The 24,444-nt window shown below is 72.4% G+C and carries 16 protein-coding genes; 10 read left to right on the forward strand and 6 right to left on the reverse strand.

The features are described 5' to 3' along the window. Positions 1-18 precede the first annotated feature (18 nt). Positions 19-342 carry a hypothetical protein gene (locus Q3W68_RS09475; RefSeq protein WP_302905107.1) on the forward strand — a complete coding sequence of 108 codons (324 nt, stop codon included), beginning with the start codon at positions 19-21 and terminating at the stop codon, positions 340-342. A 76-nt stretch (positions 343-418) separates the two neighbouring features. Beyond that, positions 419-802 carry a hypothetical protein gene (locus tag Q3W68_RS09480; RefSeq protein WP_302905108.1) on the forward strand — a complete coding sequence of 128 codons (384 nt, stop codon included), beginning with the start codon at positions 419-421 and terminating at the stop codon, positions 800-802. A 108-nt stretch (positions 803-910) separates the two neighbouring features. On the opposite strand, the gene Q3W68_RS09485 is transcribed toward Q3W68_RS09480, so the two are convergent. After that, positions 911-2,716 (reverse strand): glycoside hydrolase family 6 protein, encoded by a 1,806-nt coding sequence (locus Q3W68_RS09485; RefSeq protein WP_302905109.1) that lies wholly within the window; start codon positions 2,714-2,716, stop codon positions 911-913. A gap of 631 nt (positions 2,717-3,347) precedes the next feature. Here Q3W68_RS09485 and Q3W68_RS09490 point away from each other — a divergent pair. Both Q3W68_RS09490 and Q3W68_RS09495 read left to right on the forward strand, forming a co-directional pair. Beyond that, complete coding sequence (locus Q3W68_RS09490) at positions 3,348-4,559, forward strand: hypothetical protein (RefSeq protein ID WP_302905110.1); 1,212 nt, start codon at positions 3,348-3,350, stop codon at positions 4,557-4,559. 79 nt (positions 4,560-4,638) lie between these two features. Continuing rightward, positions 4,639-5,394: a class F sortase gene (locus Q3W68_RS09495; RefSeq protein ID WP_302905111.1), complete on the forward strand. Its 756-nt coding sequence runs from the start codon at positions 4,639-4,641 to the stop codon at positions 5,392-5,394. A gap of 64 nt (positions 5,395-5,458) precedes the next feature. Here Q3W68_RS09495 and Q3W68_RS09500 read toward each other — a convergent pair whose 3' ends face one another. After that, the gene (locus Q3W68_RS09500; RefSeq protein ID WP_302905112.1) at positions 5,459-10,522 is read right to left on the reverse strand and encodes an NAD-glutamate dehydrogenase; all 5,064 of its coding nucleotides are present in this window, start codon (positions 10,520-10,522) and stop codon (positions 5,459-5,461) included. 288 nt (positions 10,523-10,810) lie between these two features. On the opposite strand from Q3W68_RS09500, the gene Q3W68_RS09505 reads away from it, so the two are divergent. After that, positions 10,811-12,778: a penicillin-binding transpeptidase domain-containing protein gene (locus Q3W68_RS09505; RefSeq protein ID WP_302905113.1), complete on the forward strand. Its 1,968-nt coding sequence runs from the start codon at positions 10,811-10,813 to the stop codon at positions 12,776-12,778. Positions 12,779-12,846: 68 nt separating this feature from the next. Here Q3W68_RS09505 and Q3W68_RS09510 read toward each other — a convergent pair whose 3' ends face one another. From Q3W68_RS09510 to Q3W68_RS09520, 3 genes are all read right to left on the reverse strand, one after another. Next, positions 12,847-14,016 (reverse strand): arginase family protein, encoded by a 1,170-nt coding sequence (locus Q3W68_RS09510; RefSeq protein ID WP_302905114.1) that lies wholly within the window; start codon positions 14,014-14,016, stop codon positions 12,847-12,849. Positions 14,017-14,074: 58 nt separating this feature from the next. Continuing rightward, positions 14,075-14,992: a tetratricopeptide repeat protein gene (locus Q3W68_RS09515; protein ID WP_302905115.1), complete on the reverse strand. Its 918-nt coding sequence runs from the start codon at positions 14,990-14,992 to the stop codon at positions 14,075-14,077. Positions 14,993-15,170: 178 nt separating this feature from the next. Further along, a complete protein-coding gene (locus Q3W68_RS09520) occupies positions 15,171-16,859 on the reverse strand; it encodes a methylmalonyl-CoA mutase (protein WP_302905116.1) in 1,689 nt (562 codons plus the stop codon). A 317-nt stretch (positions 16,860-17,176) separates the two neighbouring features. Between Q3W68_RS09520 and Q3W68_RS09525 the strand changes: the two genes are divergently transcribed. Further along, the gene (locus Q3W68_RS09525) at positions 17,177-17,557 is read left to right on the forward strand and encodes a hypothetical protein (RefSeq protein ID WP_302905117.1); all 381 of its coding nucleotides are present in this window, start codon (positions 17,177-17,179) and stop codon (positions 17,555-17,557) included. Between the two features lie 3 nt (positions 17,558-17,560). Here Q3W68_RS09525 and Q3W68_RS09530 read toward each other — a convergent pair whose 3' ends face one another. Beyond that, complete coding sequence (locus tag Q3W68_RS09530) at positions 17,561-19,204, reverse strand: PucR family transcriptional regulator ligand-binding domain-containing protein (protein ID WP_302905118.1); 1,644 nt, start codon at positions 19,202-19,204, stop codon at positions 17,561-17,563. A 149-nt stretch (positions 19,205-19,353) separates the two neighbouring features. Between Q3W68_RS09530 and Q3W68_RS09535 the strand changes: the two genes are divergently transcribed. From Q3W68_RS09535 to Q3W68_RS09550, 4 genes are all read left to right on the forward strand, one after another. After that, entirely contained in the window at positions 19,354-20,844 is a 1,491-nt protein-coding gene (locus tag Q3W68_RS09535; RefSeq protein ID WP_302905668.1) for a CoA-acylating methylmalonate-semialdehyde dehydrogenase, read from the forward strand. 20 nt (positions 20,845-20,864) lie between these two features. Beyond that, positions 20,865-22,196: an aspartate aminotransferase family protein gene (locus tag Q3W68_RS09540; RefSeq protein WP_302905119.1), complete on the forward strand. Its 1,332-nt coding sequence runs from the start codon at positions 20,865-20,867 to the stop codon at positions 22,194-22,196. Between the two features lie 116 nt (positions 22,197-22,312). Beyond that, positions 22,313-23,443 carry a thiamine pyrophosphate-dependent dehydrogenase E1 component subunit alpha gene (locus Q3W68_RS09545; protein WP_302905120.1) on the forward strand — a complete coding sequence of 377 codons (1,131 nt, stop codon included), beginning with the start codon at positions 22,313-22,315 and terminating at the stop codon, positions 23,441-23,443. 26 nt (positions 23,444-23,469) lie between these two features. Next, the gene (locus Q3W68_RS09550) at positions 23,470-24,438 is read left to right on the forward strand and encodes an alpha-ketoacid dehydrogenase subunit beta (RefSeq protein ID WP_302905121.1); all 969 of its coding nucleotides are present in this window, start codon (positions 23,470-23,472) and stop codon (positions 24,436-24,438) included. Positions 24,439-24,444 lie beyond the last annotated feature (6 nt).

Raw genomic sequence — 24,444 nt, forward strand, 5'->3', positions numbered from 1 at the left:
AAGGAGGGGACGCACGCCATGGCAGACAACGCGGACCGCCACTACCAGGGCGGCGAGGCGCACGACCCGCTGGTCGACGAGACCGAGGACGCTCGGGAGGAACGCTCCGCCGCGGCCCGGCTGTTCGACATCCGCCGGGTCATCGGCGGCCTGTTCGTGGTGTACGGGCTGATCGTCGGATTGATGGGACTGTTCGACACGTCCGCCGAGATCGACAAGGCGCAGGGCGTCCGGATCAACCTGTGGGCCGGCGCGGCGATGCTGGTGTTCGGCCTGCTGATGCTGCTGTGGCAGCGGTTGAGCCCGACCGAGGCGCCAAAGCCGCAGCGCGACGAGTCCTGATTCCCTCCGCTCCGCATGGCGCGCCCCGCACCGGGTACGCCACGGGGATCACGCGAAGGGACAGGAGGGCAGCAGCATGACCGATCGTGACCGCGGTGGCGAGCGGCCGCTGGAGGAGACCCCCGAGGTGGCCGCGGCGGTGGACGACGACAGCACGGTGCCCCAGTTGCGCAACGGCGGCACCGACCCGGACAACCCGACGTTCACCGAGCCCGACGGCGCGGTGCCCGACACCGGGTCGCCGAACCTCATCGGTGACCCGTACGCGGCCGGGACCGGCGCGACCGGCACCGGCACCGGCGCCGCCCCGGACGACATCCGGACCGGCGCCGAACAGCCCTGGGATCCGGAGGACCTGGTGCAGGCCCGGGGTCAGGACGTGACGCCGGAGAACCTGGAACGGGCCCGCCGCGACCTGGCCGAGCTGGGCCGGGCGGCGATCGAGCGCACCGTGCCCTGACAGCGGAACGGCCGAGGGCCCCTGGCCGACGTGGGCGTCGACCAGGGGCCCGGGGAACCCGCGCGGCGGTGCCTCACTCCCGCCGCCGCGGGTGGTCCTCACGGCGGCTCAGGAGAGCGGCGGGTACGCGTTCTGCATGAGCTGCTGGAACTGGGCCGGGAACCACGCACCGGAGATCGGCGCGTCCGGCAGGGCACCGGACATGTTGTTGCCGTTGCGGGCGTTACCGGTGTACGTCGGGTCGCACATCCGGTCGAATCCCTTGCCCTCGTTGTTCGGGATCTCCTTGCTGGAGCCGTCCGACTCACCCGGGGGCTTCACCCAGACGTAGGCGTCGATCCCGGTCTCCGGGTTGGCCCGCGGCCGCTCGCCGAGACCCGCGCCGGCCTGGTTGCACCAGTTGCCGGTGTGGAAGCGCCGGTCGACCCGGCCACCGTCGACGTACGCGTCCACGCTGGTCGACGGGCCGGGGCCGGTCGGCCGGGCGGAGCCGCCCCAACCGTTGCGGGAGGTGTCGATCAGCATGCCGATGTTGCTGTCGAAGCCGACCGAGACCAGCTTCTGCCGGAACGCCTGGGCGAACGACAGCTCGTCGACGTACTGGTTCCAGTCGATCCACTTGGACTGCCGGACGGTCTGGCCGTTCACCGAGTCGGTGACCTTGACGTACGGCTCCTTCAGGGCGGAGTAGTTCGCCGTGTTGACGATGAAGCCCTGCACGTTGGCGACGGTGCTGCCGGACGCCACGGCGGCGGCCTTGAGCTGGTCGGCGACCGGGCCGAAGTTGCTGTCCCAGCCGATCCAGCCGTGGTGGGCGGCGTCGATGTAGTTGTAGACGTTGCCGATCGCGCCCAGCTTCGCCAGGGCGTAGCCGACACCGTTCACGTACGCGCCGTTGGCCTTCACCGTGTCACACATGACAGTGCCGCCCGCGTTGCCCGAGGTGTTCGTCACCAGGTTGGGCAGCGAGTCGATCTCGATGATGTTGACGATGCGCAGGTTCCGGTACTTCGAGTCGCCCTGGATCGCGGCGATCGGGTCGATGTACTCGGCCTTGTAGCGGGGCAGCTCGTCCGGGCCCAGCTCACCGTTGGAGGCGAGCGCGGAGCAGTCCCGGCCGGGCAGGTTGTAGATGACGAACTGGATGTAGCCGGCGCCCTGGGCGAGCGCGGCGTCCAGGTGGTCACGGACGCCCATCGCGCCGTTGGAGCTGCTGTCCGGCGTGCCGTTGATGGCGGCGATCCGGTCGAGCCAGACCGCGGTCGGGTTGTTCGACACCCGGTTGCCACCGGAGACCGACTCGGCCTTGGCCTTCCACTCGGGGTTCACGTACCCCTTCACCCCGGCGTACGGGTTGTCGACCCGCTGCCCCGGCGGCGGCGTGGTGGGGGGCGGGGTCGTCGGCGGCGGCGTGGTCGGCGGGGCCGACGTGGGCGGCGTGCTCGTGGGCGGGGTGCTGGTCGGCGGGGTGCTGGTGGACGGCGTGCCGCCGTTGCAGACCGTGCCGTTGAGCGTGAACTGGGTCGGCTTCGGGTTGCTGCCGCTCCAGGAGCCGTTGAAGCCGATGGTGGTGCTGGCGCCGCTGGCCAGCGACCCGTTGTACGACTCGTTCTGCGCGGTGACGTTCTGGCCGCTCTGGGACCACCGCGCGGACCAGCCGTTCACCACCCGCTGGGAGCTGTTCGGGAAGGTGAAGCCGAGGTTCCACGAGCTGAGCGCGTCACCGATGTTCTTGATGGTCACGCTGCCGGTGAATCCACCGGGCCAGTCGCTGGTCGTGTAGGTCACGCTGCACTGGGTGGCGGCCTGCGCCGCGGTGACCGGGAGGGTCACCAGTCCACCGGCTACCAGGACGCCGGCGCCGGTGAGCGCAAGCGTCCGGTTCCGGCCGGACAGCCTTCTCCACAGATTCATGCCACTGATCTCCTTGGGCGAGACCGGATCCGCGTACGGCCCGGCGCAAATGGCGGCGGCGGTCGTCCCTGCGTGAACGGCCGTGCGCGCCAGGGGGTTCTTCGGGGGACGCCCGACCCGGACGGGCGCTTGGGGGTGGTGGTGCCGACCGGTCCGCAGGACCGGCCGATGGAGCCGGACGTCGGCCGGCGTGCCGGCTGCCCTCGACGTCTGAGCTCGCGGTGTGGCTCCCCGAACCGCGTGCAGCGATTCTTGCATGGGAGCGCTTCCATGGCAATGCCTCGATGCGCTCGCCGCCCACCCTACCGCCGCTCCACGCCGACGCCCGCCCGAGTGGAACGCCACGGGTGGCAAACCGGCCCGGCGACACCCACCACGTTCCACCGACGGGCGGAACCGCCCGCGGCCGGCGCGGAAGGGGATGGAAGGGACCAGATCCGCCAGTGCCGCACGAGCGGGACCGGTGTCACGGTGCCGCCGAAGCGCGCCGGTTCGGCGCGAGACGTCGGGTACTACGCGGGACCGCCTCAACATTGGCAAATCCCTAAAAGCGAATCTTTCCCCGAATAAGACACGAAAAGGTCTAACGTCGGCCTTAGCTCGACTGACGTCGGGCTCAGGACGAACAGGGATGGAGACGCTGGTCATGGCTAAGAAGATGCTCGGGAAGGTGGTCGCGGGCGCCGCTCTCGGCGGAGCGGGCCTTCTCGCGTTCACCCCGGGAATGGCCTACGCGGGCGGGCACGACGAGGGCAAGGTCATCGCCAAGCCGCACGTGGTGAAGGCGGGGGACACCGTCGAACTGCTCGCGATCTGCTCCGAGCCGCAGAAGCACGCCACCGTCTGGTCGAAGGTGACCGGCAAGGTCGACCTGCACCCGGCCCGGGACGGCGAGCACGGCGACCGGGCCGACCGCGGCGGCGACTGGGGCGGCGACAAGGACTGGGGCTGGGACGACAAGGGCCCGGACGGTAAGGACGACCACGGCAAGGACGACCACGGCAAGGGCCCGGACGGCCGCGGCGAGTCGGGCTGGGACGACAAGGGCCCCGGCGGCAACGGCCCCGGCGACAAGGGCCCCGGCGACAAGGGCCCCGGCGACAAGGGCCCGGGCGGGAACGGGCCGGGCGGGAACGGGCCGGGTGGGAACGGGCCGGGCGGGAACGGGACGCCGCAGCCTCCGGCGAACCAGCCCCAGCCGGGCGGCCAGCCGGAAGGACAGCCGCAGCCGGGCGGCGCGGGCGCAGGCGCGGCCGTCGAGCCCGGGGGCTGGCAGGGACACGACGAGTACGGCCAGGACGCCGAGCCGGGCTGGGAGAAGGAGAAGCGGGGCGAGCCCGACTGGACCAAGGACGCGCACGGTCCCGACGGCAAGGACCGGTACGGCAAGGACGAGCACGGCAGGGACGCCAAGGGCGACCACGGCAAGGACGCCAAGGACGAGCACGGCAAGGACGCCAAGGACGAGCACGGGTCCTGGCAGGACGGCAAGGACGACTGGCAGGCGAGCGGAGGCGCCTGGCAGGACGACAAGGACGGCTACGGCAAGGACGCCGAGCGCGACCACGGCAAGGACGGCTGGGAGCACGGGAAGGACTTCGTCTACTACGGCGAGGCCACCGTCTCGCACGACGCCCGGCCGGGCCGCTACGAGCTGCGGGGCAGCTGCGGTGAGGGCGAGCTGGTGGTCCTGCCGCGCGGTGGGGTCGACGGCGGCGACGGTGGCATGACGACCACCGGCGTGGACCGCGATCTGGCCACCGGTGGCGCGGGCATGATCGGCGCCGCGGCGCTGGGCGGCCTGGTGCTGCTGCGCCGGCGGCGGGCCGGTGGCCTGGTCTGACCGGACGACGACCCGAGTCGGCGGCCGTCACGGAAGTCCGTGGCGTGCCGCCGGCGCGGCCGTCGTCGTCCTGCTCGCCATGGCCGGGGCCGGTCTGATCGGCGCGTCCGTGCGGACCGTCCCGCCGCCGTCCCCGCCGCAGCCGCTCGGGCAGGCGGCCCCGGTCGCCACCGACCCGCAGAGCGATCCCGCCGGCGCCTACGCCGACCCGGACGCCGAAGGGCAGCCGGCAGAGGACGCCGCCGGCCGGCCCGTACCCGGCAGCACCGGCCTACCGACGGCGGGCACCAACGGCCCGGCGACACCGGGCCCACCGACGGGCGGCCCCGGCTCCACCCCAGCCGCCCCGACAGCGACGGGCCCTGCCCCGGCTCCGCTGCCCCGATCGGCGCCGGTGACCATCTCGATCCCCCGCATCGGGGTGCAGGCGCAGATCATGTCGCTCGGCACGAACCCCGACGGCACGGTCCAGGTGCCCCCGCTGGACCAGGCCATGAAGGCTGGCTGGTACTCCCCCGGCGCGAGCCCGGGCGAGGCCGGCAACGCGGTGGTCGTGGGTCACGTCGACTCCGCCCAGCTCGGCCCGGCGGTGTTCTTCAACCTCGGCGCGCTGGTGCCCGGCGACACGATCGTGGTCGCCCGGCAGGACGGCTCGGCCGCCACGTTCACGGTGCGGGAGGTGGGGTCGTACCCGAAGACCGCCTTTCCCGCCGCGCAGGTCTACGGTCCGTCGGACGTCCCCGCCCTGCGCGTGGTGACCTGCGGCGGGGTGTTCGACCGGACGGCCGGGAGCTACCTGAACAACATCGTGGTCTACGCCCAGATGACCGGCTGAGGGTGGGAACGGCGGTGGCCCGGTGGTCGGGGAACCGACCACCGGGCCACGCGCGTCAGAGCGGTCAGGCCGCCGCCGAGGTCCGGACCAGGGTACGGATCTGGCGCAGCAGCACCGACAGCGCGGACAGGTCGGCGCGGGACTCGTCGAACTCCCCCATCGCCCGGTGCGCCCGGTGGATCGAGGTGGCGTTCGCCTGTTCCCACTCCTGCACCCGTTCCACAGGCGGCACGTCCTCCGGCGTGGACCCGAGCACCTCCGCGGTGAGCGCGGCGAGCGCGGCGTACAGGTCGTAGCGCAGCGCCATCCGGGCCAGCGTCTGCCACCGGTCCTCGCGTGGCAACAGGGAGATCTTCGACAGCAGCGCGTCCACCCGGAACCGGTCGGAGAGCACGAAGTAGACCGAGGCCACCTCGCTCACGTCCCGCCCGGTCGCCTGCGCCGTCTCGACGATGTCGAGCAGGCCGAAGCTGTACATCAGGCGGGTGGCCTGCTCGGCCAGGTCACGCGGCAGCCCGCGGCCGACCAGCGACTCGATGTGCGCCGCGATGGCCTCGCGCTCGGTGCCCCAGAACCGGTGCTCCAGGTCCGGCAGGAGCCGGGCCACACCGTCGCGCAGCCGGCCGATCTCCGCCGGCACGTCGATCGGCGACCGGCGGTTGGTGACCAGCCAGCGCACCGCGCGGTCGAGCAGCCGCCGGGTGTCCAGGTAGACGGCGGTCTGCAACTCGGGCGAGACCTTGTTGTCCAACGCCTCGACCGCGTCCCACAGGTCGCGCAGGCCGAACACGTCGCGGACCACCACGTACGCCCGGAGCACGTCCGCCGCGGACGCCGCGGTCTCCTCGACCACCCGGAAGACGAACGAGATGCCGCCCCGGTTGATCAACTCGTTGACCAGGACCGTGGTGACGATGTCCCGGCGCAGCCGGTGCCGGCCCATCCGGTCGGCGAAGCGCTGCCGCAGCGGCGTCGGGAAGTAGTTGACCAGGACGTCGGTCGTCCACTCCTCGTCCGCCAGGCCCTCGCCGACGATCTCGCGCTCCAGCACGATCTTGACGTACGCGAGCAGCACCGCGAACTCCGGCGCGGTCAGGCCGCTCTCGGTGCGGACCGCCAGCTCCTCGTCCGACGGCAACGCCTCCAGCGACCGGTTCAACGCGCCGGACCGCTCCAGCTCGTTGATCATCCGCCGGTGCACCGGAAGCAACGAGGCGGCCTGGGCCTGGGCGTTGTTGAGCGCCCGCGCCTGGTCGTAGTTGTCCCGCAGCACCAGATCGGCGACCTCGTCGGTCATCTGCGCCAGCAGCTCGTCGCGCTCCGGCCGGTCCAGCTCACCGTCGGCCACGGCCGTGTTGAGCAGGATCTTGATGTTGACCTCGTGGTCGGAGCAGTCCACACCGGCCGCGTTGTCGATGAAGTCGGTGTAGATGCGGCCGCCGGTCGAGGCGTACTCGATCCGGCCCTGCTGGGTGAAGCCCAGGTTGCCGCCCTCGCCGACCACCCGGCAGCGCAGGCCCTTGCCGTCCACCCGGATGGCGTCGTTGGACTTGTCCCCCACCTCGGCGTTGGTCTGGCTGGACGCCTTGACGTAGGTGCCGATGCCGCCGTTCCAGAACAGGTCGACCGGCGCGGTGAGGATCGCCTTCATCAGCTCCTGCGGGCTGAGCTGCGTGACGTCCTCGTCGAGGCCGAGCACCGCGCGGACCTGCGGCGAGACCGGCACCGACTTCGCCGTACGCGGGTAGACGCCGCCGCCTTCGGAGATCAGCTCCCGGTCGTAGTCCTCCCACGACGAACGCGGCATGTCGAACAGCCGCTTGCGTTCCTCCCACGACCGGGCCGAGTCCGGGTCCGGGTCCAGGAAGATGTGCCTGTGGTCGAACGCGGCCACCAGCCGGATGTGCCGCGACAGCAGCATCCCGTTGCCGAACACGTCGCCGGACATGTCGCCGACGCCGACCACTGTGAAGTCCTGCGTCTGGGTGTCGTGCCCCAGCTCCCGGAAGTGCCGCTTCACCGACTCCCAGGCGCCCCGGGCGGTGATGCCCATCTTCTTGTGGTCGTAGCCGGCCGAGCCACCGGAGGCGAACGCGTCGCCGAGCCAGAAGCTGTGCGCCTCGGAGATCTCGTTGGCGATGTCGGAGAACGTCGCGGTGCCCTTGTCGGCGGCCACCACCATGTACGGGTCGTCGCCGTCGTGCCGGACCACGTCGTCGGGCGGCACGATCTCGCCGCTGACGATGTTGTCGGTGACGTCGAGCAGCGCGGAGATGAACTCCTTGTAGCAGATCACCGCCTCGTCCCGGTCGCCCGGCTTCTGCTTGAGCACGAAGCCGCCCTTGGCGCCGACCGGCACGATCACCGCGTTCTTCACCATCTGCGCCTTGACCAGGCCGAGCACCTCGGTGCGGAAGTCCTCGCGCCGGTCGGACCAGCGCAGGCCGCCGCGAGCCACCGGCCCGTACCGCAGGTGCACGCCCTCGAACCGGGGCGAGTAGACGAAGATCTCGAACTTGGGTCGCGGCGCCGGCAGGTCCGGAATGGCCTGCGGGTCCAGCTTGAACGCCACGTACGCCTTGGGCCGCCCACCCACCGGCTTCTGGTAGAAGCTGGTGCGCAACGTGGCCTGGATCAACGTGAGGTAGGCCCGCAGGATGCGGTCCTGGTCGAGGCTGGCCACCTCGTCCAGCGCCTCGCCGATCGCGTCGACCAGCTCGCCGCTGCGCTGCCGCCGCTCGTCGAGCGTGGTCGCGCCCGGGGCGAACCGGGTCTCGAACAGCTTCACCAGCAGTTCGGCGATCTGCGGGTACGCGATGAACGTCTGCTCCATGTACTCCTGGGAGAACACGGTGCCGGCCTGCCGCAGGTACTTCGCGTACGCGCGCAGCACGACGACCTGCCGCCAGGTGAGCCCGGCCCGGAGCACCAGCTCGTTGAAGCCGTCCACCTCGGCCTCGCCCCGCCAGGCGGCGGCGAAGGCGTTCTCCACGTGCGGGCGCACCTCGGCCAGGTCCTGGTGCCGCTCGGGCAGCTCCAGACCGAAGTCGTAGAGCCAGATCCGGCCGTCGACGCGCTCCACCTCGTACGGGTGCTCGTCGACCACCTTCACGCCGAGCGAGTGCAGCACCGGCAGCACGGCGGAGAGCATCATCGGCTCGCCGTACCGGTAGACCTTGAACCGCACGTCCATCGCGTCGTCGGCGTCGGCGGCGCGGGCGGCGTACGGACGCGGCGGCGCCTGCTTGCGGAACAGGTGCATCTCCAGCTGGCCGGGCTCCTCCAGCAGCTCCAGCTTCGCCAGGTCCTTCATCGCCTCGTACGGCGTGTGCCCGTCCTTGTAGCCCTCCGGGAACGCGTCGGCGTACCGGGCGAACAGGTGCTTGGCCTGCTCGTCGCCGAGCTTGCGTTCCAGCACCAGCCGGTAGTCGTCGTCCCAGAGCCGGGTCGCGTCGGCCAGTTCCTCGGCGAGCAGGTCGGCGTCGATGTCGCCGGGCGGGTTGTTCGGGTCGGTACGCACGATGAAGTGCACCCGGGCCAGCATCGACTCGGTCACCCGCGTGGTGTAGTCGACGCCGACGCCGTTCAGCTCGCGCAGCAGGATGTCCTGCATGCGCAGGCGGTTCTGCGTGGTGAACCGGTCGCGCGGCAGGTAGATCAGGCAGGAGATGAACCGCCCGTACGCGTCGCGGCGCAGGAACACCCGCAGCTGCCGGCGGCCGGCCATCCGCAGCACGCCGATCACCGCGTGGTAGAGGTCGTCGGTCTTGATCTGGAACAGCTCGTCGCGCGGGTAGGTCTCCAGGATCTGCAACAGGTCCTTGCCGGAGTGGCTGCGCAGGCTCAGGCCCGAGCGGTCCAGCACCTCGGCGACCTTGCGCCGGACCACGGGCAGCTCCTGCACGCTGGTCCGGTAAGCGGCGGTGGAGAACAGGCCCAGGAAGCGCCGCTCCCCGACCACCTCGCCGGCCTCGTTGAAGATCTTGAAGCCGATGTAGTCGAGGTACGCCGAGCGGTGCACGGTGGCACGCGAGTTGGCCTTGGTGATGATGAGCAGGCGCTTCTCCAGCACCTTCTCGTGCGCCTCGGGCGTCATCGAGTTCAGCGACCGGGCCTCCGGCGAGTCGGAGCGCAGGATGCCCAGCCCGGTGCCGAGCACCGCCTCCAGGGCCTGCCCGCCGCGCGCGCCGTCGGTGTGGACGAGGCGATACTCGCGGTAGCCGAGGAACGTGAAGTGGTCGTGCGCCAGCCAGCGCAGCAGCTCCACCGAGTCGGTGATGTCCTTCTCCGGCACCGGCGGGCGGTTGTCCGACGTCCGGGCGGCGGCCAGCTCGTCGGCGAGCGCGAGGGCCCGCTGCCGCATCTTCGGCCAGTCCTCGACCGCCTCGCGCACGTCGGTGAGCACCCGCTGCAACTCGCGGCGCAGCGTCTCCCGCTCGGCCGGGTCGCGGACCGGGTCGATCTCGATCCGCATCCAGCTCTCGACCAGGTCACCGGCGATGGCGTCGTCCGGTTCCACGTCCGCCGAGACCTCGGTGAGCCGGCCCAGCGGCTCGCGCCGCACCACGACCAGCGGGTGCACCAGCAGGTGCACGTCCAGGTGGCGGGAGTTCAGCAGCGCGGTCACCGAGTCGACCAGGAACGGCATGTCGTCGGTGACGATCTCGACCACTGTGTGGTGCTGCTCGGCGTCCGGCTCGTGGATGCGGAGCTTCAGCTCGCCCGGCACCCGCTGCTGGGCCAGGTCCCGGTGGGCCCGGGCCGCCTCCAGCATCTCCTCGGCGGTGAAGCCGATCAGCTCCTCGTCCGGCGCGAACCGCCAGAAGCGGTCCACCAGTGTGGCCGCGTCGTGGTCGTCGCCGGCCAGCGCGACCGCCTGGGCGACCAGCCGCTCCGCGTTGGGAACGGGCTCGTCCAGCTCGGCGTCCTCCGACTCGTCGGCCAGCGCCTGCGCAGGCAGGCCCAGGTCGTAGAGGGTGTCGATGCTGGAACCGGTCATCCCGGTCACCCCTGTGTCGAGACGGCTGAAACCGTCTCCGTCGGTCGCCGAATCGAAGCTGTCGTCGTCCCGGCCGGTGTCAGCCTGCCGGAGGTCGGGTCCCGGTTTGATCGCCGGACGCCGGTCCATCGGTGCCACTCCCCTCGACCCACCGCGTTGTGGGTCACTCTGCCGCCCAGCCTAGGCCCTACCGCGTGGTACCTCCCGCGGCGGACCACTGGCCGGACGTCCGGATCGGGACTCTGTCCTTTCACCCGTTGCGGGTCTGTGGTCGGCCGCTCGCGGAGTACCCCGACTGGCGATGTTCATCACACTGCCACACGCTGCTTCTCGCGCTGCCGGAGGCCGTGGCGGGGCGGTGGCGAGCGCCGGGCCGTACTAGCGTGCAGGGCAGTTGAGCACCGGAGGGACCGCTTCATGCCCGTGTCGTACCCCGTCCGCCCCCACCGCCACACCCGTCACCGCGTCCTCGCGACGCTGGCCGCCGTGCTGGTCACAGCCGGCGCGCTGACCGGATGCTCCGGGGACGACGGCCCGGAGACGGCCGTCGAGGCGTTCCTCGGCGGCTGGCGCTCCGGCGACCTGCAGGCGGTCGGCTTCGTCGAGCCGACCGGCGCGCGGCTGCCCGCCGCCGAGGTGACCAAGCAGATCCAGGCGCTCACGGGCGCGCTCGCGGCCGACCCGCCGGAGCTGGCACGCACCGGCGACATCACCACCAAGGGGGACGTCGCCACCGCCCGGGTCAAGGTGAGCTGGGCGCTGCCCGGCGGCGGCACCTGGGCCTACGAGAATCCGGTACGCCTCAAGCGCGGCGGCGACGACAAGTGGCAGGTGATCTGGGAGCCGTCGGTGGTGCACGAGAAGCTGGAGAGCGGTGACAAGATCGCGCTGCGGCGGGAGCCGGCGGAGCGCGCCGGTGTGCTGGACGCGGCCGGTCAGCCGATCGTCGCGCCGCGCCCGGTGGTCCGGGTGCAGCTCGTCCCCGGCGAGGTCGACGACGTCCCCGGCATGGTCCGGAAGCTGGACGCCGCGTTCAAGGCGATCCGGCCCGCGCTCACCCCGCCGGTCGACCTGGGCGACCTGCCGAAGCGGCTCAAGGAGGCGAAGCCCGACGGGCTGGTCGAGGTGGTGACGCTGCGCGACGAGGCGTACCGGCAGATCAAGCCGCGCATCTACGACCTGCCCGGCACCCGGTTCGCCTCCGAGCAGCTCATGCTGGCGCCGACCCGCGAGTTCGCCCGGGCGCTGCTCGGCTCGGTCGACCAGGCCACCGCCGACGACCTCCAGGCCCACCCCGACCGGTACGCGCGCGGCGACCTGGTCGGCCACGGCGGCCTCCAGGGCCGGTACGACGAACGGCTGCGCGGCGTCCCCGGCGTCACCGTGATCACCGAGCGGACCACGCCGGACGGCAAGGTGGAGCCGACCGGCACCGAGCTGTTCCGCAGCGACCCGAAGCCCGGGCAGCCGGTGAAGACCACCATCGACGCGGCCACCCAGAACGCGGCCGACGCCGCGTTGCGCGGGCAGACCCGCCGCTCTGCCCTGGTCGCCGTGCGGATCAGCGACGGTGCGGTGCTGGCCGCCGCGAACGGCCCGGGCGCGGCGGGCGACAACCTCGCCTTCACCGCCCAGGTGCCGCCCGGCTCGACGTTCAAGATGGTCAGCGCGCTCGGCCTGCTCGACCGGGGCGCGGTGACCCCGCAGACGACAGTGGACTGCCCGAAGACGTCGACGGTCGAGGGCCGGGTCTTCAAGAACTCGGACAACTTCGAGCTGGGCGCGGTGCCGTTCGCCACCGACTTCGCCAAGTCGTGCAACACCGCGTTCACCGCGCTGGCGCCGAAGCTCGGCCCGGACGGGCTGGCGCAGGCCGGCCGTACGCTCGGCCTGGAGGCCGCGTGGGATCTCGGCGCCGACGCGTTCACCGGCAAGATCTCCGCCAACGGCTCGGCCACCGAGCAGGCCGCCGCCGCGATCGGCCAGGGCACCACGCTGGTGAGCCCGGTGGCGATGGCGAGCGCCACGGCGGCGGTGGCCCGGGGCAAGTTCGAGCAGCCCAAGTTGCTGCTCGACCCGGCGCCGGCCAAGCCCGCGCCGGCCGGCGAGGCGCTCAAGCCGGAGTCGGTGGCGGCGCTGAAGTCGATGATGCGCGGGGTGGTCACCTCGGGCAGCGGCAGCGCGCTGGCGGACGTGCCGGGCGAGCCGGTGCACGGCAAGACCGGCACCGCGGAGTACGACAACAACCCGGCGCACACGCACGCCTGGTTCGTCGGCTGGCAGGGCGACGTGGCCTTCGCCGTCTTCGTCGAGCAGGGCGGGGCGGGCTCGAAGGTGGCGGCGCCGATCGCCGAGAAGTTCCTGCGCGGCCTCGCCGCGAGCTGAGCGGGTCCCGCACCGCCCGGCTGTGAGCCGAGCCCGGCCCGGCCGGGCGGCGCGCTGAGGCGTACCGGTCAGGCGATGTCGATGCCGGAGCGGGCCGGGTCCGGCTCGTCTCCGGCGGGTGCGCGGCGCAGCAGGCCGGGCCCCAACGGGTCCTCGCCGAGGTCGTCGCCGACGGTCGGGGCGGGGCCGATCGGCTCCACCGCGACCGCCGGCGCCGGTACCGCTGCCGGGGCGGGCAGCGGCTCGGGCTCGGGCCGGCTGTCGGCGGTGCGGGGCGCCGGCGCGACCGGCCCGGCCGGCAGCAGCCGGGGTGGCACGGCGCCCGGCGCGACGACCGGGGCGAGCCCGGCCACCACCGTGTTCACGATCTCGGCCGCGTACGCCCCGTCCGGGTCGTAGTCGGGGTCGAAGACGGTCAGCTCGACGCCGAGGCAGTGCGGGGTGTCGACCAGCCCGGCGAGCAGGATCTCCAGCTCGGCGAAGGCGATACCGCCCGGGTCGGGCGCGTCCACGGCGGGCATCACCGCCGGGTCGAGCACGTCCACGTCGATGTGCACCCAGTAGCCGGCGCAGTCGACGAGCTGCTCGTGCGCCCACTGGGCGGTCCGGGCGGCGCCCTCGGCGCGCAGCGCCGGCACCGGCCGGGTGGTGATGCCGGCGGCCTGGAGGTCGAGCCGGTACTCGTCCTGCGCGCGGATGCCGAGCACCACCACGTCGATGTCCCGGAAGTACGGCCGGCGGCCCTCGATCGCGGCCAGGTCGGGCTGTCCCCGGCCGGTGACCAGCGCCAGGTCCTCCCCGGCGGCGGCGCCCACGTAGGAGGCGTTGCCGGGGTGCCGGAAGTCGGAGTGGCCGTCGACGAAGACCAGCCCGATCCGCCCGCCGACCGCCTCGCCGAGGCGGTGCATGGCCAGCGCCGAGCCGAGCAGCACCGAGCAGTCCCCGCCGAGCACCAGCGGGAACTCGCCCCGGTCGATGATCGCGCCGATCCGGTCGGCGAGCGCCACCGAGTACGCGGAGATCTCCGGCGCGTGGCAGACGCCGTCGCCGGGCCGCCAGTCCCCCGGGTCGTACCGGGGCGGGGTGAGGCAGCCGGCGTCGCGGGCCCGCAGCCGGGCGAGCAGGCCGTGGTCGCGCAGCGCGCCGGGCGCCTTGCCGCACCCGGGGACGGAGCTCGCGGTGGGCGGGCGCAGTCCGAGGTTCGTCGGCGCGTCGAGGACGGCGATCCGGCGCATCATGGGCTCCCGTCCTCGGTGGTCGGGCGGGCCGGCGGTGCGCCGGCCCGCGCGGGTTGACTCAGAACAGCGCGCTGGCCAGGGCGCGTCGGGCGGAGGCCACGGCGGGGTCGTCCGGACCGGCGATGGTGAACAGGCCGAGCAGGTGCTGGCGTACCCGGTCCCGGTCGTCCCCGGCGGTGCGCCGGACCAGGCCGACGAGCCGCTTGTACGCCTGGTCGGCGAGGCCGCTGAGCACCTCGATGTCGGCGGCCAGCAGCTGGGCGGCCACGTCGTCGGGGGCGGCGGCCGCGGCGTCGAGGGCGCCCTGCGGGTCCGCGCCGGCCACCCGGCGGGCCAGCCCGACCTGCGCCAGGCCCGCCTCCGCCGCCGCGTCCGCGGGCGACTCGGCCAGGATCTTCCGGTACGCGGCCTCGGCCGCGTCGAGGTCACCGCTCATCAGCGCGTCGTCGGCGGCGTCGAGGCGCGGGTCCTCCGGCTCGGCGACCGTGACGCCACCGGCCTTGAGGACCGCCTGGAGCCACTGTCGCAACTGCGACTCCGGCACCGGGCCGGGGAAGGCGTCGATCGGGCGGCCGCCGACGATGGCGTACGTGGTGGGCAGCGTCTGGAGCTGGAACATCTGCGCGAGCCGCGGCTGCTGCTGCACGTCGACCCGGGCCAGCAGCCACGCTCCGCCGCCCTCGGCGGCCAGCCGCTCCAGCACCGGGGCGAACTGGTCGCTCTCCGGGTAGCCGGCGGCACCGAAGAAGACCACTACCGGTGTGGTGAGCGAGCGTTCGAGCACCTCGGACTGGATGTTCGCCTCGGTCACGTCGATCACGGCGGCGGAGCCTGCGGGGCTGCCCGGCAGCCCGGTCGGCCCAGCGCCCTGGGACGGTGTGGCGGAGGAGGTGTCGGCCGGTGCGGGGGTGCGCAGCGCGCTGAGGTCGACCGCGCCGCGGGTGAAGATCGACGAGGTGATCCGTGGGTCGCTCATGGTTGTCTAGTCTCGCACGTACGCGACGGATCTCCGACCAGCCGCGACGGCGACAGTCACCACTCTCCCCCAGCTCAGCCCGCCCGCAAGGAAGGGCCCCTTCTTAACGCCTGCGGTAGAGGAAGGGCCCCTTGTTAACAGCAGCTGTTAACAAGGGGCCCTTCCTTGCAAAAGGGGGTCAGAAGCGGGCTGGCTCGCGGTAGACGCCCCACTCGGCGCGGAGGGCGTCGCAGATCTCGCCGAGGGTGGCCTCGGCGCGGACCGCGTCGAGCATGGCGGGGATCATGTTCTCGCCGGTACGGGAGACCTCGACCATCCGCGCCACCGCGGCGGTGACGGCGGCGTCGTCGCGGGCCGACTTGCGCTCGGTCAGCACCCGGCGCTGCTCCAGCTCCACCTCGTGCGAGATGCGCAGGATCTCCAGGTCCTTGGCCACAGTGCCGGTGTGGCAGTTGACGCCGACGATCTTCTTGTCGCCCTTCTCCAGCGCCTGCTGGTAGACGAAGGCCGACTCGGCGATGTGCCCGGTGAACCAGCCGTCCTCGATGCCGCGCAGGATGCCGGAGGTCATCGGGCCGATGGTGTGCGGGCCCTCGCCGCCGAGCTGCTTGATCCGGGCGAAGATCTCCTCCGCCTCGGCCTCGATCCGGTCGGTGAGCGCCTCGACGTACCAGGAGCCACCGAGCGGGTCGGCCACGTTCGTCACGCCGGTCTCCTCCATCAGCACCTGCTGGGTACGCAGGGCGATCTCGGCCGACTCGTCGGTGGGCAGGGCGAGCGTCTCGTCGAGGGCGTTCGTGTGCAGCGAGTTGGTGCCGCCGAGCACCGCGGCCAGGGCCTCCACTGCGGTACGCACCACGTTGTTGACCGGCTGCTGGGCGGTCAGCGACACCCCTGCGGTCTGCGTGTGGAACCGCAGCCACTGCGCCTTCTCGCTGGTCGCGCCGTACACGTCACGCAGCCAGCGGGCCCAGATCCGGCGGGCGGCGCGGAACTTGGCGATCTCCTCGAAGAAGTCCACATGCGAGTCGAAGAAGAAGCTCAGGCCGGGGGCGAACGTGTTCACGTCCAGCCCGCGCGACAGGCCCAGCTCGACGTACCCGAACCCGTCGGCCAGCGTGTACGCCAGCTCCTGCGCGGCGGTCGAGCCGGCCTCGCGGATGTGGTAGCCGGAGACGGACAGCGGCTTGTACCGGGGGATCTCCCGGGCGCAGTACTCCATCAGGTCGCCGATGAGGCGCAGGTGCGGCTCGGGGTCGAACAGCCACTCCTTCTGCGCGATGTACTCCTTGAAGATGTCCGTCTGGAGTGTTCCGTCCAGGGTGGACAGGTCGGCGCCCTGCCGTTCGGCGGCGACCAGGTACATGCAGAAGACCGGCACGGCCGGGCCGGAGATGGTCATCGAGGTGGTCACGCCGGCCAGGTCGATGCCGTCGAACAGCACCTCCATGTCGGCCGCCGAGTCGATCGCGACGCCACAGTGGCCGACCTCGCCGAGCGACTGCGGGTCGTCCGAGTCGCGGCCCATCAGCGTCGGCATGTCGAAGGCGACGGAGAGACCACCGCCGCCCGCGCCGAGGATCATCTTGTAGCGCTCGTTCGTCTGCCGGGCGTTGCCGAAGCCGGCGAACTGCCGGATGGTCCAGGTCCGCCCGCGGTAGCCGGTCGGGTACAGGCCCCGGGTGTACGGGAACTCGCCCGGCCAGCCGATCCGCTCGAACCCGGGGTACGCGGTGTCCTCCGGCGGGCCGTACACCGGCTCGACCGGCAGTCCGGACAGCGTGGTGAAGTCCGCGTCGCGCTTGCGGGCGGCGTCGTAGCGGGCCTGCCAGCGGGCCCGACCGGCGGCGATCTCGTCAGCGTCCATGCGCGGAGCTCCTTCTCAAGTCGTCGTCCCGAGTCCGAGTGTAGAGCGAGATCCTGAACGATCCTTAAGGGCTCGCGTACCGGCCGGTAACCGGGCGGCCTCCCCCACCGGAGCGACCCATCACCGTCGATCCGCAGGTCAGGGCCCTGTCTCACGTGGCGGACGGCTGCCCGGCACAGCCTCCCGCCGAGGCGGCTCCCGTGCCACACTCCCGCCGTGGGCAATCGAATCGCGACCCGGCTGATTACCTAGGCGGCGTACGCCTCGCGTGCGTCGCCGGCCAAGCCAACCTGTCGGCTCGTCCCTGTGAGGCCCCCGTGAGCGTGTCCGCATCCACCCCCGCAACAGTCGATCTTCCCTCCGCCCCCGGCCGCCGCCCGCACGACGAGCCCGCCGGTGAGCACGGCACGCCGTGCACGATGGTGGTCCACCTCGGCGTGGGTCACTCCACGACCGGGCTGCTCAAGGTGCTGTCCGTGCTGCACTCCCGCCGGGTCGCCGTGTCACACGTCCAGTACGTGCAGTGCCCCGACCGGTCCGCGGTGATGATCGTGGAGTGCTCCCCCGCCACGGCGCCGATGGAGACGGTCCGCAAGAGCGTCGCGAACGCCGTACCGGTCGTCAGCGTCAGCGTGCACAGCGCGCCGGCCCGCGACGGCGTCCGGCGCCTCCGGTCGGGCCGCGCCACCCACAGGTGATCGTCAGCCGGTGGGTTCCGGGCCGCCGGCGCGCATGACGTCCCGCGCGGTGAGTGCCACGTGCAGCGACAGGCGCCGCTCGCTCGAATCCAGGTCGACGCCGAGCACCCGCTCGATCAACTCCAACCGCTGGTAGAGCGCTGATCGCGACAGCGACATCGCGTCCGCCGCGCGCCGCTTGTTGCGCCCCTCCACGAGGTACGTCTCCAGCAGCGCGACGTGGTTGGTGCCGTGGCGCTGGTCGTAGGAGAGCAGCGGGCCCAGCTCGCGCTCGACGAACGTCTGCAGGCGCACGTCGTCGCGCAGCAGGTACAGCAGTCCCCGGAGGCGGACGTCGTGCAGCCGGTAGAACGGGCGCGGCTCGGCGGTGTGCACGGTCGCGTCGGCGACCTGCGCCGCCTCGACCAGTGAGCGCCGGGCCAGGTCGAGCGTCCGGACCACCGATCCGGCGGCGACCACGACGTCCGATCCGGCCCGGTGGCCCGCCCGGGTGAGCGCGGCGGACAGGCTCCCCAGCGCGGCCTCGTCGGAGCCGGTGCCGTCGAGCGCGACGAGGAGGGTGACGCCGGTACCGCCGGCCGCCTCGTCCACGTCGCCGACGAGCGCGGCGAGCCCGCACTCGCGTACCGCCGTCTCGACCGCGTCGAGCAGTTCCCGCCGGCGCGCGTTCGCCTCGCCGCCACCGGCCTGGACCGGCCGGCGCCGCCGGACCACGACGCCGAGCAGCAGTCGCTGCTCCAGCACGACACCGAGCCCGCGCGCCCGCAGCGCCACGTCCCGGGTGGGCGCCGAGTGGTTGACGATGCTCAGCAGCAGGCTGCTGCGTGCCTGCCGCTCGACCGACGACGAGTCCCGGGCGACGAGCTGGTTCAGGGCGATGGTGGACGCGGCGCGTTCCAGCAGCACACGCGTGCGGGCCGGCGGCTCCTGGTCGCACAGCAGCACCAGCCGCCCCCACCGGTTTCCGCGCGCCTCGACGCTCGTCACCAGCCAGCCCGAGCGGGGCTCGTAGCCGGTGCCGGACGGGACCTCGACCGCGCGGGAGCGGGTCTCCCAGCGGTCGAGCAGCTCCTCGGCGGTCAGCGGGCCGGTCTCGTACGCCAGCACCTGGTGGGCGAGGTTCTCCAGCACGGCGGGACGCCGGGACAGGCGGGTGACCTCGCGGAGCACCTGCCGGGGCTCGGCGCCCTCCACCGACAGCTCGGTGAAGATGCGGTGGATCTCGTCCTTCGCGAGCAGGTCGGCCGTCTGCTCCTCGACGATCACCGAGTGGACCACCTCGGTGACCGCGACGAACCGCATCTCGCGCCGGAGTGCGATGAGGGGCAGGTTCCGGCTGCGGGCGTGCTCGACCAGCCCGGCCGGCAGGGTGCCGCCGAACCGGCGGCCCAGCTCGACCACCACCCCGGCCACCCCGACGGCCGCCAGGCCGTCGATCCACCGGCGCAGCCCGTCGTCGTCGGGGGGCAGGCCGATGCCGGTGGTCAGGACCAGCTCGCCGCCGCGGAGCAGGTCGGCGATCTCGGGGATCTCGGCGACGTGCACCCAGCGCACCGGCGCGTCCAGCCGGTCCCGGCCCGCCAGGACGCGCGGCCCGGCCTGCTGCAACGCCGGTAGTTCGAGCACGTCGCGGACCGTCATCGGCATCGGAGCGCCTCCCCCTCTCCTCCGGCGCACAGTATGTGCGCTTCCCGCGGACGGGAACGACACAGTGCCCATTGCCCGGACCTGGGGAAGCACAGATGATCCCGGGCATGACCCAGACAGCACCCGGCACCGTGCCCGCTCCCGTCCCGCTGGAGCGGGTGACCCACTGGATCGACGGCAAGCCGTTCGCCGGCGTCACCGAGCGTACGGCCCCAGTTTACGATCCGGCGCTGGGCGCGATCCGGACGGAGGTGCCGCTGGCCTCGGTCGACGAGGTGGACCAGGCCGTCGCCTCGGCCGCCGCCGCGTTCGCCTCCTGGCGGACCTCGTCGCTGACCAAGCGCACCCAGGTGCTGTTCGCGTTCCGGGAGCTGGTCAACCAGCACAAGCAGGAGCTGGCCGAGCTGATCACGGCCGAGCACGGCAAGGTCGTCTCCGACGCCCTCGGCGAGGTCACCCGCGGCCTGGAGGTCGTGGAGTTCGCCTGCGGGATCCCGCACCTGCTCAAGGGCGGCTACTCCGAGGGCGTGTCCACGAACGTGGACGTCTACTCGATCCGCCAGCCGGTCGGCGTCTGCGCCGTCATCTCCCCGTTCAACTTCCCGGTGATGGTCCCGATGTGGTTCGTGCCCATCGCCATCGCGGCCGGCAACACGGTCGTGCTCAAGCCCAGCGAGAAGGACCCGTCGGCGTCGCTGCTCGTCGCCCGGCTCTGGGAGCAGGCCGGCCTGCCCGCCGGTGTGTTCAACGTCGTCCACGGCGACAAGGTCGCCGTGGACCGGCTGCTGGAGCACCCCGAGGTCAAGGCGGTGTCGTTCGTCGGCTCCACGCCGATCGCCCGGTACGTGTACGAGACCGGCACCCGCAACGGCAAGCGCGTCCAGGCCCTCGGCGGCGCGAAGAACCACATGGTGGTGCTGCCGGACGCCGACCTCGACCTGGCCGCCGACGCGGCGGTCAACGCCGGGTTCGGCTCGGCCGGCGAGCGGTGCATGGCGATCTCGGCCCTGGTGGTCGTCGAGCCCGTCGCCGACGACCTGGTGGCCCGGATCCGCGAGCGCATCGCCACGCTGAAGGTCGGTGACGGGCGGCGCTCCTGCGACATGGGCCCGCTGGTCACCCGGGAACACCGCGACCGCGTCGCGTCGTACCTCGACGCGGGTGCCGAGGCCGGCGCCGAACTGGTGGTGGACGGCCGCGAGGTACGCGTCGACGGCGACGAGTCCGGGTTCTGGCTCGGGCCGAGCCTGCTGGACCGGGTGTCGCCGGAGATGAGCGTCTACACCGACGAGATCTTCGGGCCGGTGCTGTCAGTCGTCCGCGTCGGCAGCTACGACGAGGCGCTCGCGCTGGTCAACGCCAACCGGTACGGCAACGGCACGGCCATCTTCACAAACGACGGCGGCGCGGCCCGGCGCTTCCAGAACGAGGTCGAGGTGGGCATGGTCGGCGTCAACGTGCCGATCCCGGTGCCGATGGCCTACTACTCCTTCGGCGGCTGGAAGGACAGCCTCTTCGGCGACTCGCACGCCCACGGCGCCGAGGGCGTGCACTTCTTCACCCGCGGCAAGGTCGTCACCTCCCGGTGGCTCGACCCCAGCCACGGCGGCATCAACCTCGGCTTCCCCGAGAACGTCTGAGCAGCGGAGAGAGAACGCCGATGAGCAGCAGCGCACAGCGCACCTACGAACTCGACCGCGCCCACGTCTTCCACTCCTGGTCCGCCCAGTCGCTGCTCGACCCGATGGTGGTCGAGCGCGCCGAGGGCTCGTACTTCTGGGACGGCGACGGGAACCGCTACCTGGACTTCTCGTCGCAGCTCGTCAACACCAACATCGGCCACCAGCACCCGGTGGTGGTCGCGGCGATCCAGGAGCAGGCGGCCCGCCTGTGCACGATCGCGCCGTCCTACGCCAACGACGTTCGCGGCGAGGCGGCCCGGCTGATCACCGAGCTGACCCCGCCCGGACTGGACAAGGTGTTCTTCACGAACGGCGGCGCGGACGCGATCGAGCACGCCGTCCGGATGGCCCGGCTGCACACCGGCCGGCCGAAGGTGCTGTCGCAGTACCGCAGCTACCACGGCGGCACCCAGACCGCGGTGAACCTCACCGGCGACCCGCGCCGCTGGCCCAGCGACAACGGCACCGCCGGGGTGGTGCACTTCTTCGGCCCGTTCCTGTACCGGTCGGAGTTCGGCGCCACGACCGAGGAGGAGGAGTGCGCGCTCGCGCTGCGCCACCTCGAACGCGTCGTGGAAATGGAGGGCCCGTCGACAATCGCCGCGATCGTGCTGGAGACGGTGCCGGGCACCGCAGGCATCATGCCGCCGCCGCCGGGCTTCCTGGCGGGCGTACGGGAGCTGTGCGACAGGCACGGCATCCTCTACATCGCCGACGAGGTGATGGCGGGCTTCGGGCGTACCGGCGCCTGGTTCGCGCTGGACCACTACGGCGTGGTGCCCGACCTGATCACCTTCGCCAAGGGCGTGAACTCCGGTTACGTCCCGCTCGGCGGTGTGGTGATCGCCGAGCACGTGGCCGAGACGTTCGCCACCCGTGCCTACCCCGGCGGCCTGACCTACTCCGGTCACCCGCTGGCCACCGCCGCCGCCGTCGCGACCATCAACGTGATGCGGGACGAGCGGATCGTCGAGAACGCCGCCACGATCGGCGCCGACGTGCTGGGTCCGGGGCTGCGCGAGCTGGCCGAACGGCATCCGAGCGTCGGCGACGTACGCGGGCTCGGGGTGTTCTGGGCACTGGAACTGGTACGCGACCGCGAGACGAAGGAGCCGCTGGCGCCGTACGGGTCGTCGTCGCCGGAGATGAACGAGGTGCTGGCCGCGTGCAAGCGCGGCGGCCTGGTCGCGTTCGCGAACTTCAACCGGATCCACGTGGTGCCGCCGTGCACCGTGTCGGAGACGGAGGCCAAGGCGGGCCTGGCGATCCTCGACGAGGCGCTGACACTCGCCGACCGCCACACGGTCTGAGGCAATGCCCACCACCGCCCGCCGGGTCCACCCCGGCGGGCGGTCCCGTATCCGAGATCCGCGAGACGGCCGGCGACCCCGGTGACGCGGAGACCGACGCACCCAGAAGGTGACGAATGACTACCGTAGATCTCGCCGACCCACCGGTCACCAACCCCTTCACCGGCACCACCGGACTTCCGCGTACCTCCGAGGGCTGGATCCAGCTCGTCACCCCGGACGGGCGCCTGCACCCCGATGTCGACGCCGACCGCGACGCCCTCGGCCGCCTCACCCGTGACCTGTACCGGGGGATGCGGCTCGCGCGCCGCCTCGACGACGAGGCGTTCGCGTTGCAGCGACAGGGCGAGCTGGGCCTGTGGCTGCAGTGCCGCGGCCAGGAGGCCGCCCAGGTCGGTTCCGTGGCGGCGGTACGCGCCGACGACTACGTCTTCCCGAGCTACCGGGAGCACGCCGCGGCGCTGTGGCGCGGCATCGGCCCGGCCGACCTGCTCCGCCAGTGGCGCGGCGTCGCCCACAGCGGCTGGGATCCGGAGCCGTACTCGTTCCACATCTACACGCTGGTCCTGGCCGCCCAGCTGCTGCACGCCACCGGGTACGCCCTCGGCGTGCAGCGCGACGGCAGCGACACGGTGGTCGTGACGTACTTCGGTGACGGCGCCGCCAGCGAGGGCGACGCGAGCGAGGCCATGAACATCGCCGCCGTCAACGCCGCCCCGATGGTGTTCTTCTGCCAGAACAACCAGTGGGCCATCTCGACGCCGACGGCGTCGCAGACGCGCACGCCGATCCACCGGCGCGGCGCCGGGTTCGGCCTGCGCAGCGAGTGGGTCGACGGCAACGACGTGCTGGCGGTGTACGCGGTGACGTCAGCGGTGACCGGGCACGCCCGATCCGGCAACGGTCCCGCGATCGTCGAGGCCACCACGTACCGGATGGGCGGCCACAGCACCTCGGACGACCCGACCCGGTACCGCACCGACGACGAGCTGGCGGCGTGGCGGGCGCGGGACCCGCTGGCCCGGGTCGAGGCGCTCATGCGCGCCGAGGGCTGGAGCGACGAGGCGTTCCTCGGCGAGATCCAGGCCGAGGCGGACGAGTTCGCCGACCGTACCCGCCGGGAGTGCCTGGCGCTGGAGGCGCCGGACCTCGCGGACGCCTTCGCCACGGTGCTGGCCGACGTGCCCCCGCTCCTGCGGGAGGAGCGCGACGCGTTCGTCGCCTACCGCGCCTCCTTCCTCGACTGATGGCGCCCCGATCGGAGAACTCGTTCATGCTCACCCTCTGTCAGGCACTGAACAGCGGCCTGCGCCGCGCCATGGAGGACGACGACAAGGTCCTCCTGATGGGCGAGGACGTCGGCCGGCTCGGCGGCGTCTTCCGGGTCACCGACGGTCTCCAGAAGGACTTCGGCGAGGCCCGGGTGGTGGACACCACGCTCGCCGAGTCCGGGATCATCGGCACCGCCATCGGGCTGGCGCTGCGCGGCTACCGCCCGGTCTGCGAGATCCAGTTCGACGGCTTCGTCTACCCCGCGTTCAACCAGATCGTCTCCCAGCTCGCAAAGATGCGGGCCCGCACCGGCGGCCGTACCGCCCTTCCGGTGGTGGTGCGTATCCCGGTCGGTGGCGGCATCGGCGCGGTGGAGCACCACAGCGAGTCGAACGAGGCGTACTTCGCGCACACCGCCGGGCTGCGGGTCGTCTACTGCGCCAGCCCCGACGACGCGCACTGGATGATCCGCCAGGCCGTCGCCGGTGACGACCCGGTCATCTTCTACGAGCCGAAGCGCCGCTACTGGGTCAAGGGCGAGGTGACCCACGCCGGACCGCCGCTGCCGCTGGACCGCGCCCGGACCGTGCGGCCCGGCACCGACGTGACGCTGCTGACGTACGGCGGCACTGTGGCCACCTGCGTCGCCGCCGCCGAGGCGGCAGCACAGGAGGGACGCGACATCGAGGTGGTCGACCTGCGGTCCATCTCCCCACTGGACGTGACGACCATCGAGGAGTCCGTCCGCCGTACCGGCCGGGCGGTGGTGGTCCACGAGGCGCCCACGTTCGCCGGGTTCGGCGCCGAGGTCGTCGCGCAGGTGACCAGCCGTTGCTTCTACTCGCTGGAGGCGCCGGTCGAGCGGGTCGGCGGCTTCAACCTGCCGTACCCGCCGGCGAAGGTCGAGGAGGAGTACCTGCCCGACCTGGACCGGATCCTCGACGCCGTCGACCGCGTCCTGGCCGCGTGAAGGGAG

The organism is Micromonospora sp. C28ISP2-4, assembly GCF_030519385.1.
Lineage (GTDB): Bacteria > Actinomycetota > Actinomycetes > Mycobacteriales > Micromonosporaceae > Micromonospora > Micromonospora tulbaghiae.

Excerpts from the sequence above, each read along its gene's own strand:
- Q3W68_RS09475 (WP_302905107.1), top strand. The coding sequence starts at position 19 with ATGGCAGACAACGCGGACCGCCACTACCAGGGCGGCGAGGCGCACGAC.
- Q3W68_RS09480 (WP_302905108.1), top strand. The coding sequence starts at position 419 with ATGACCGATCGTGACCGCGGTGGCGAGCGGCCGCTGGAGGAGACCCCC.
- Q3W68_RS09485 (WP_302905109.1), bottom strand. The coding sequence starts at position 2,716 with ATGAATCTGTGGAGAAGGCTGTCCGGCCGGAACCGGACGCTTGCGCTC.
- Q3W68_RS09490 (WP_302905110.1), top strand. The coding sequence starts at position 3,348 with ATGGAGACGCTGGTCATGGCTAAGAAGATGCTCGGGAAGGTGGTCGCG.
- Q3W68_RS09495 (WP_302905111.1), top strand. The coding sequence starts at position 4,639 with ATGGCCGGGGCCGGTCTGATCGGCGCGTCCGTGCGGACCGTCCCGCCG.
- Q3W68_RS09500 (WP_302905112.1), bottom strand. The coding sequence starts at position 10,522 with ATGGACCGGCGTCCGGCGATCAAACCGGGACCCGACCTCCGGCAGGCT.
- Q3W68_RS09505 (WP_302905113.1), top strand. The coding sequence starts at position 10,811 with ATGCCCGTGTCGTACCCCGTCCGCCCCCACCGCCACACCCGTCACCGC.
- Q3W68_RS09510 (WP_302905114.1), bottom strand. The coding sequence starts at position 14,016 with ATGATGCGCCGGATCGCCGTCCTCGACGCGCCGACGAACCTCGGACTG.
- Q3W68_RS09515 (WP_302905115.1), bottom strand. The coding sequence starts at position 14,992 with ATGAGCGACCCACGGATCACCTCGTCGATCTTCACCCGCGGCGCGGTC.
- Q3W68_RS09520 (WP_302905116.1), bottom strand. The coding sequence starts at position 16,859 with ATGGACGCTGACGAGATCGCCGCCGGTCGGGCCCGCTGGCAGGCCCGC.
- Q3W68_RS09530 (WP_302905118.1), bottom strand. The coding sequence starts at position 19,204 with ATGCCGATGACGGTCCGCGACGTGCTCGAACTACCGGCGTTGCAGCAG.
- Q3W68_RS09540 (WP_302905119.1), top strand. The coding sequence starts at position 20,865 with ATGAGCAGCAGCGCACAGCGCACCTACGAACTCGACCGCGCCCACGTC.
- Q3W68_RS09545 (WP_302905120.1), top strand. The coding sequence starts at position 22,313 with ATGACTACCGTAGATCTCGCCGACCCACCGGTCACCAACCCCTTCACC.
- Q3W68_RS09550 (WP_302905121.1), top strand. The coding sequence starts at position 23,470 with ATGCTCACCCTCTGTCAGGCACTGAACAGCGGCCTGCGCCGCGCCATG.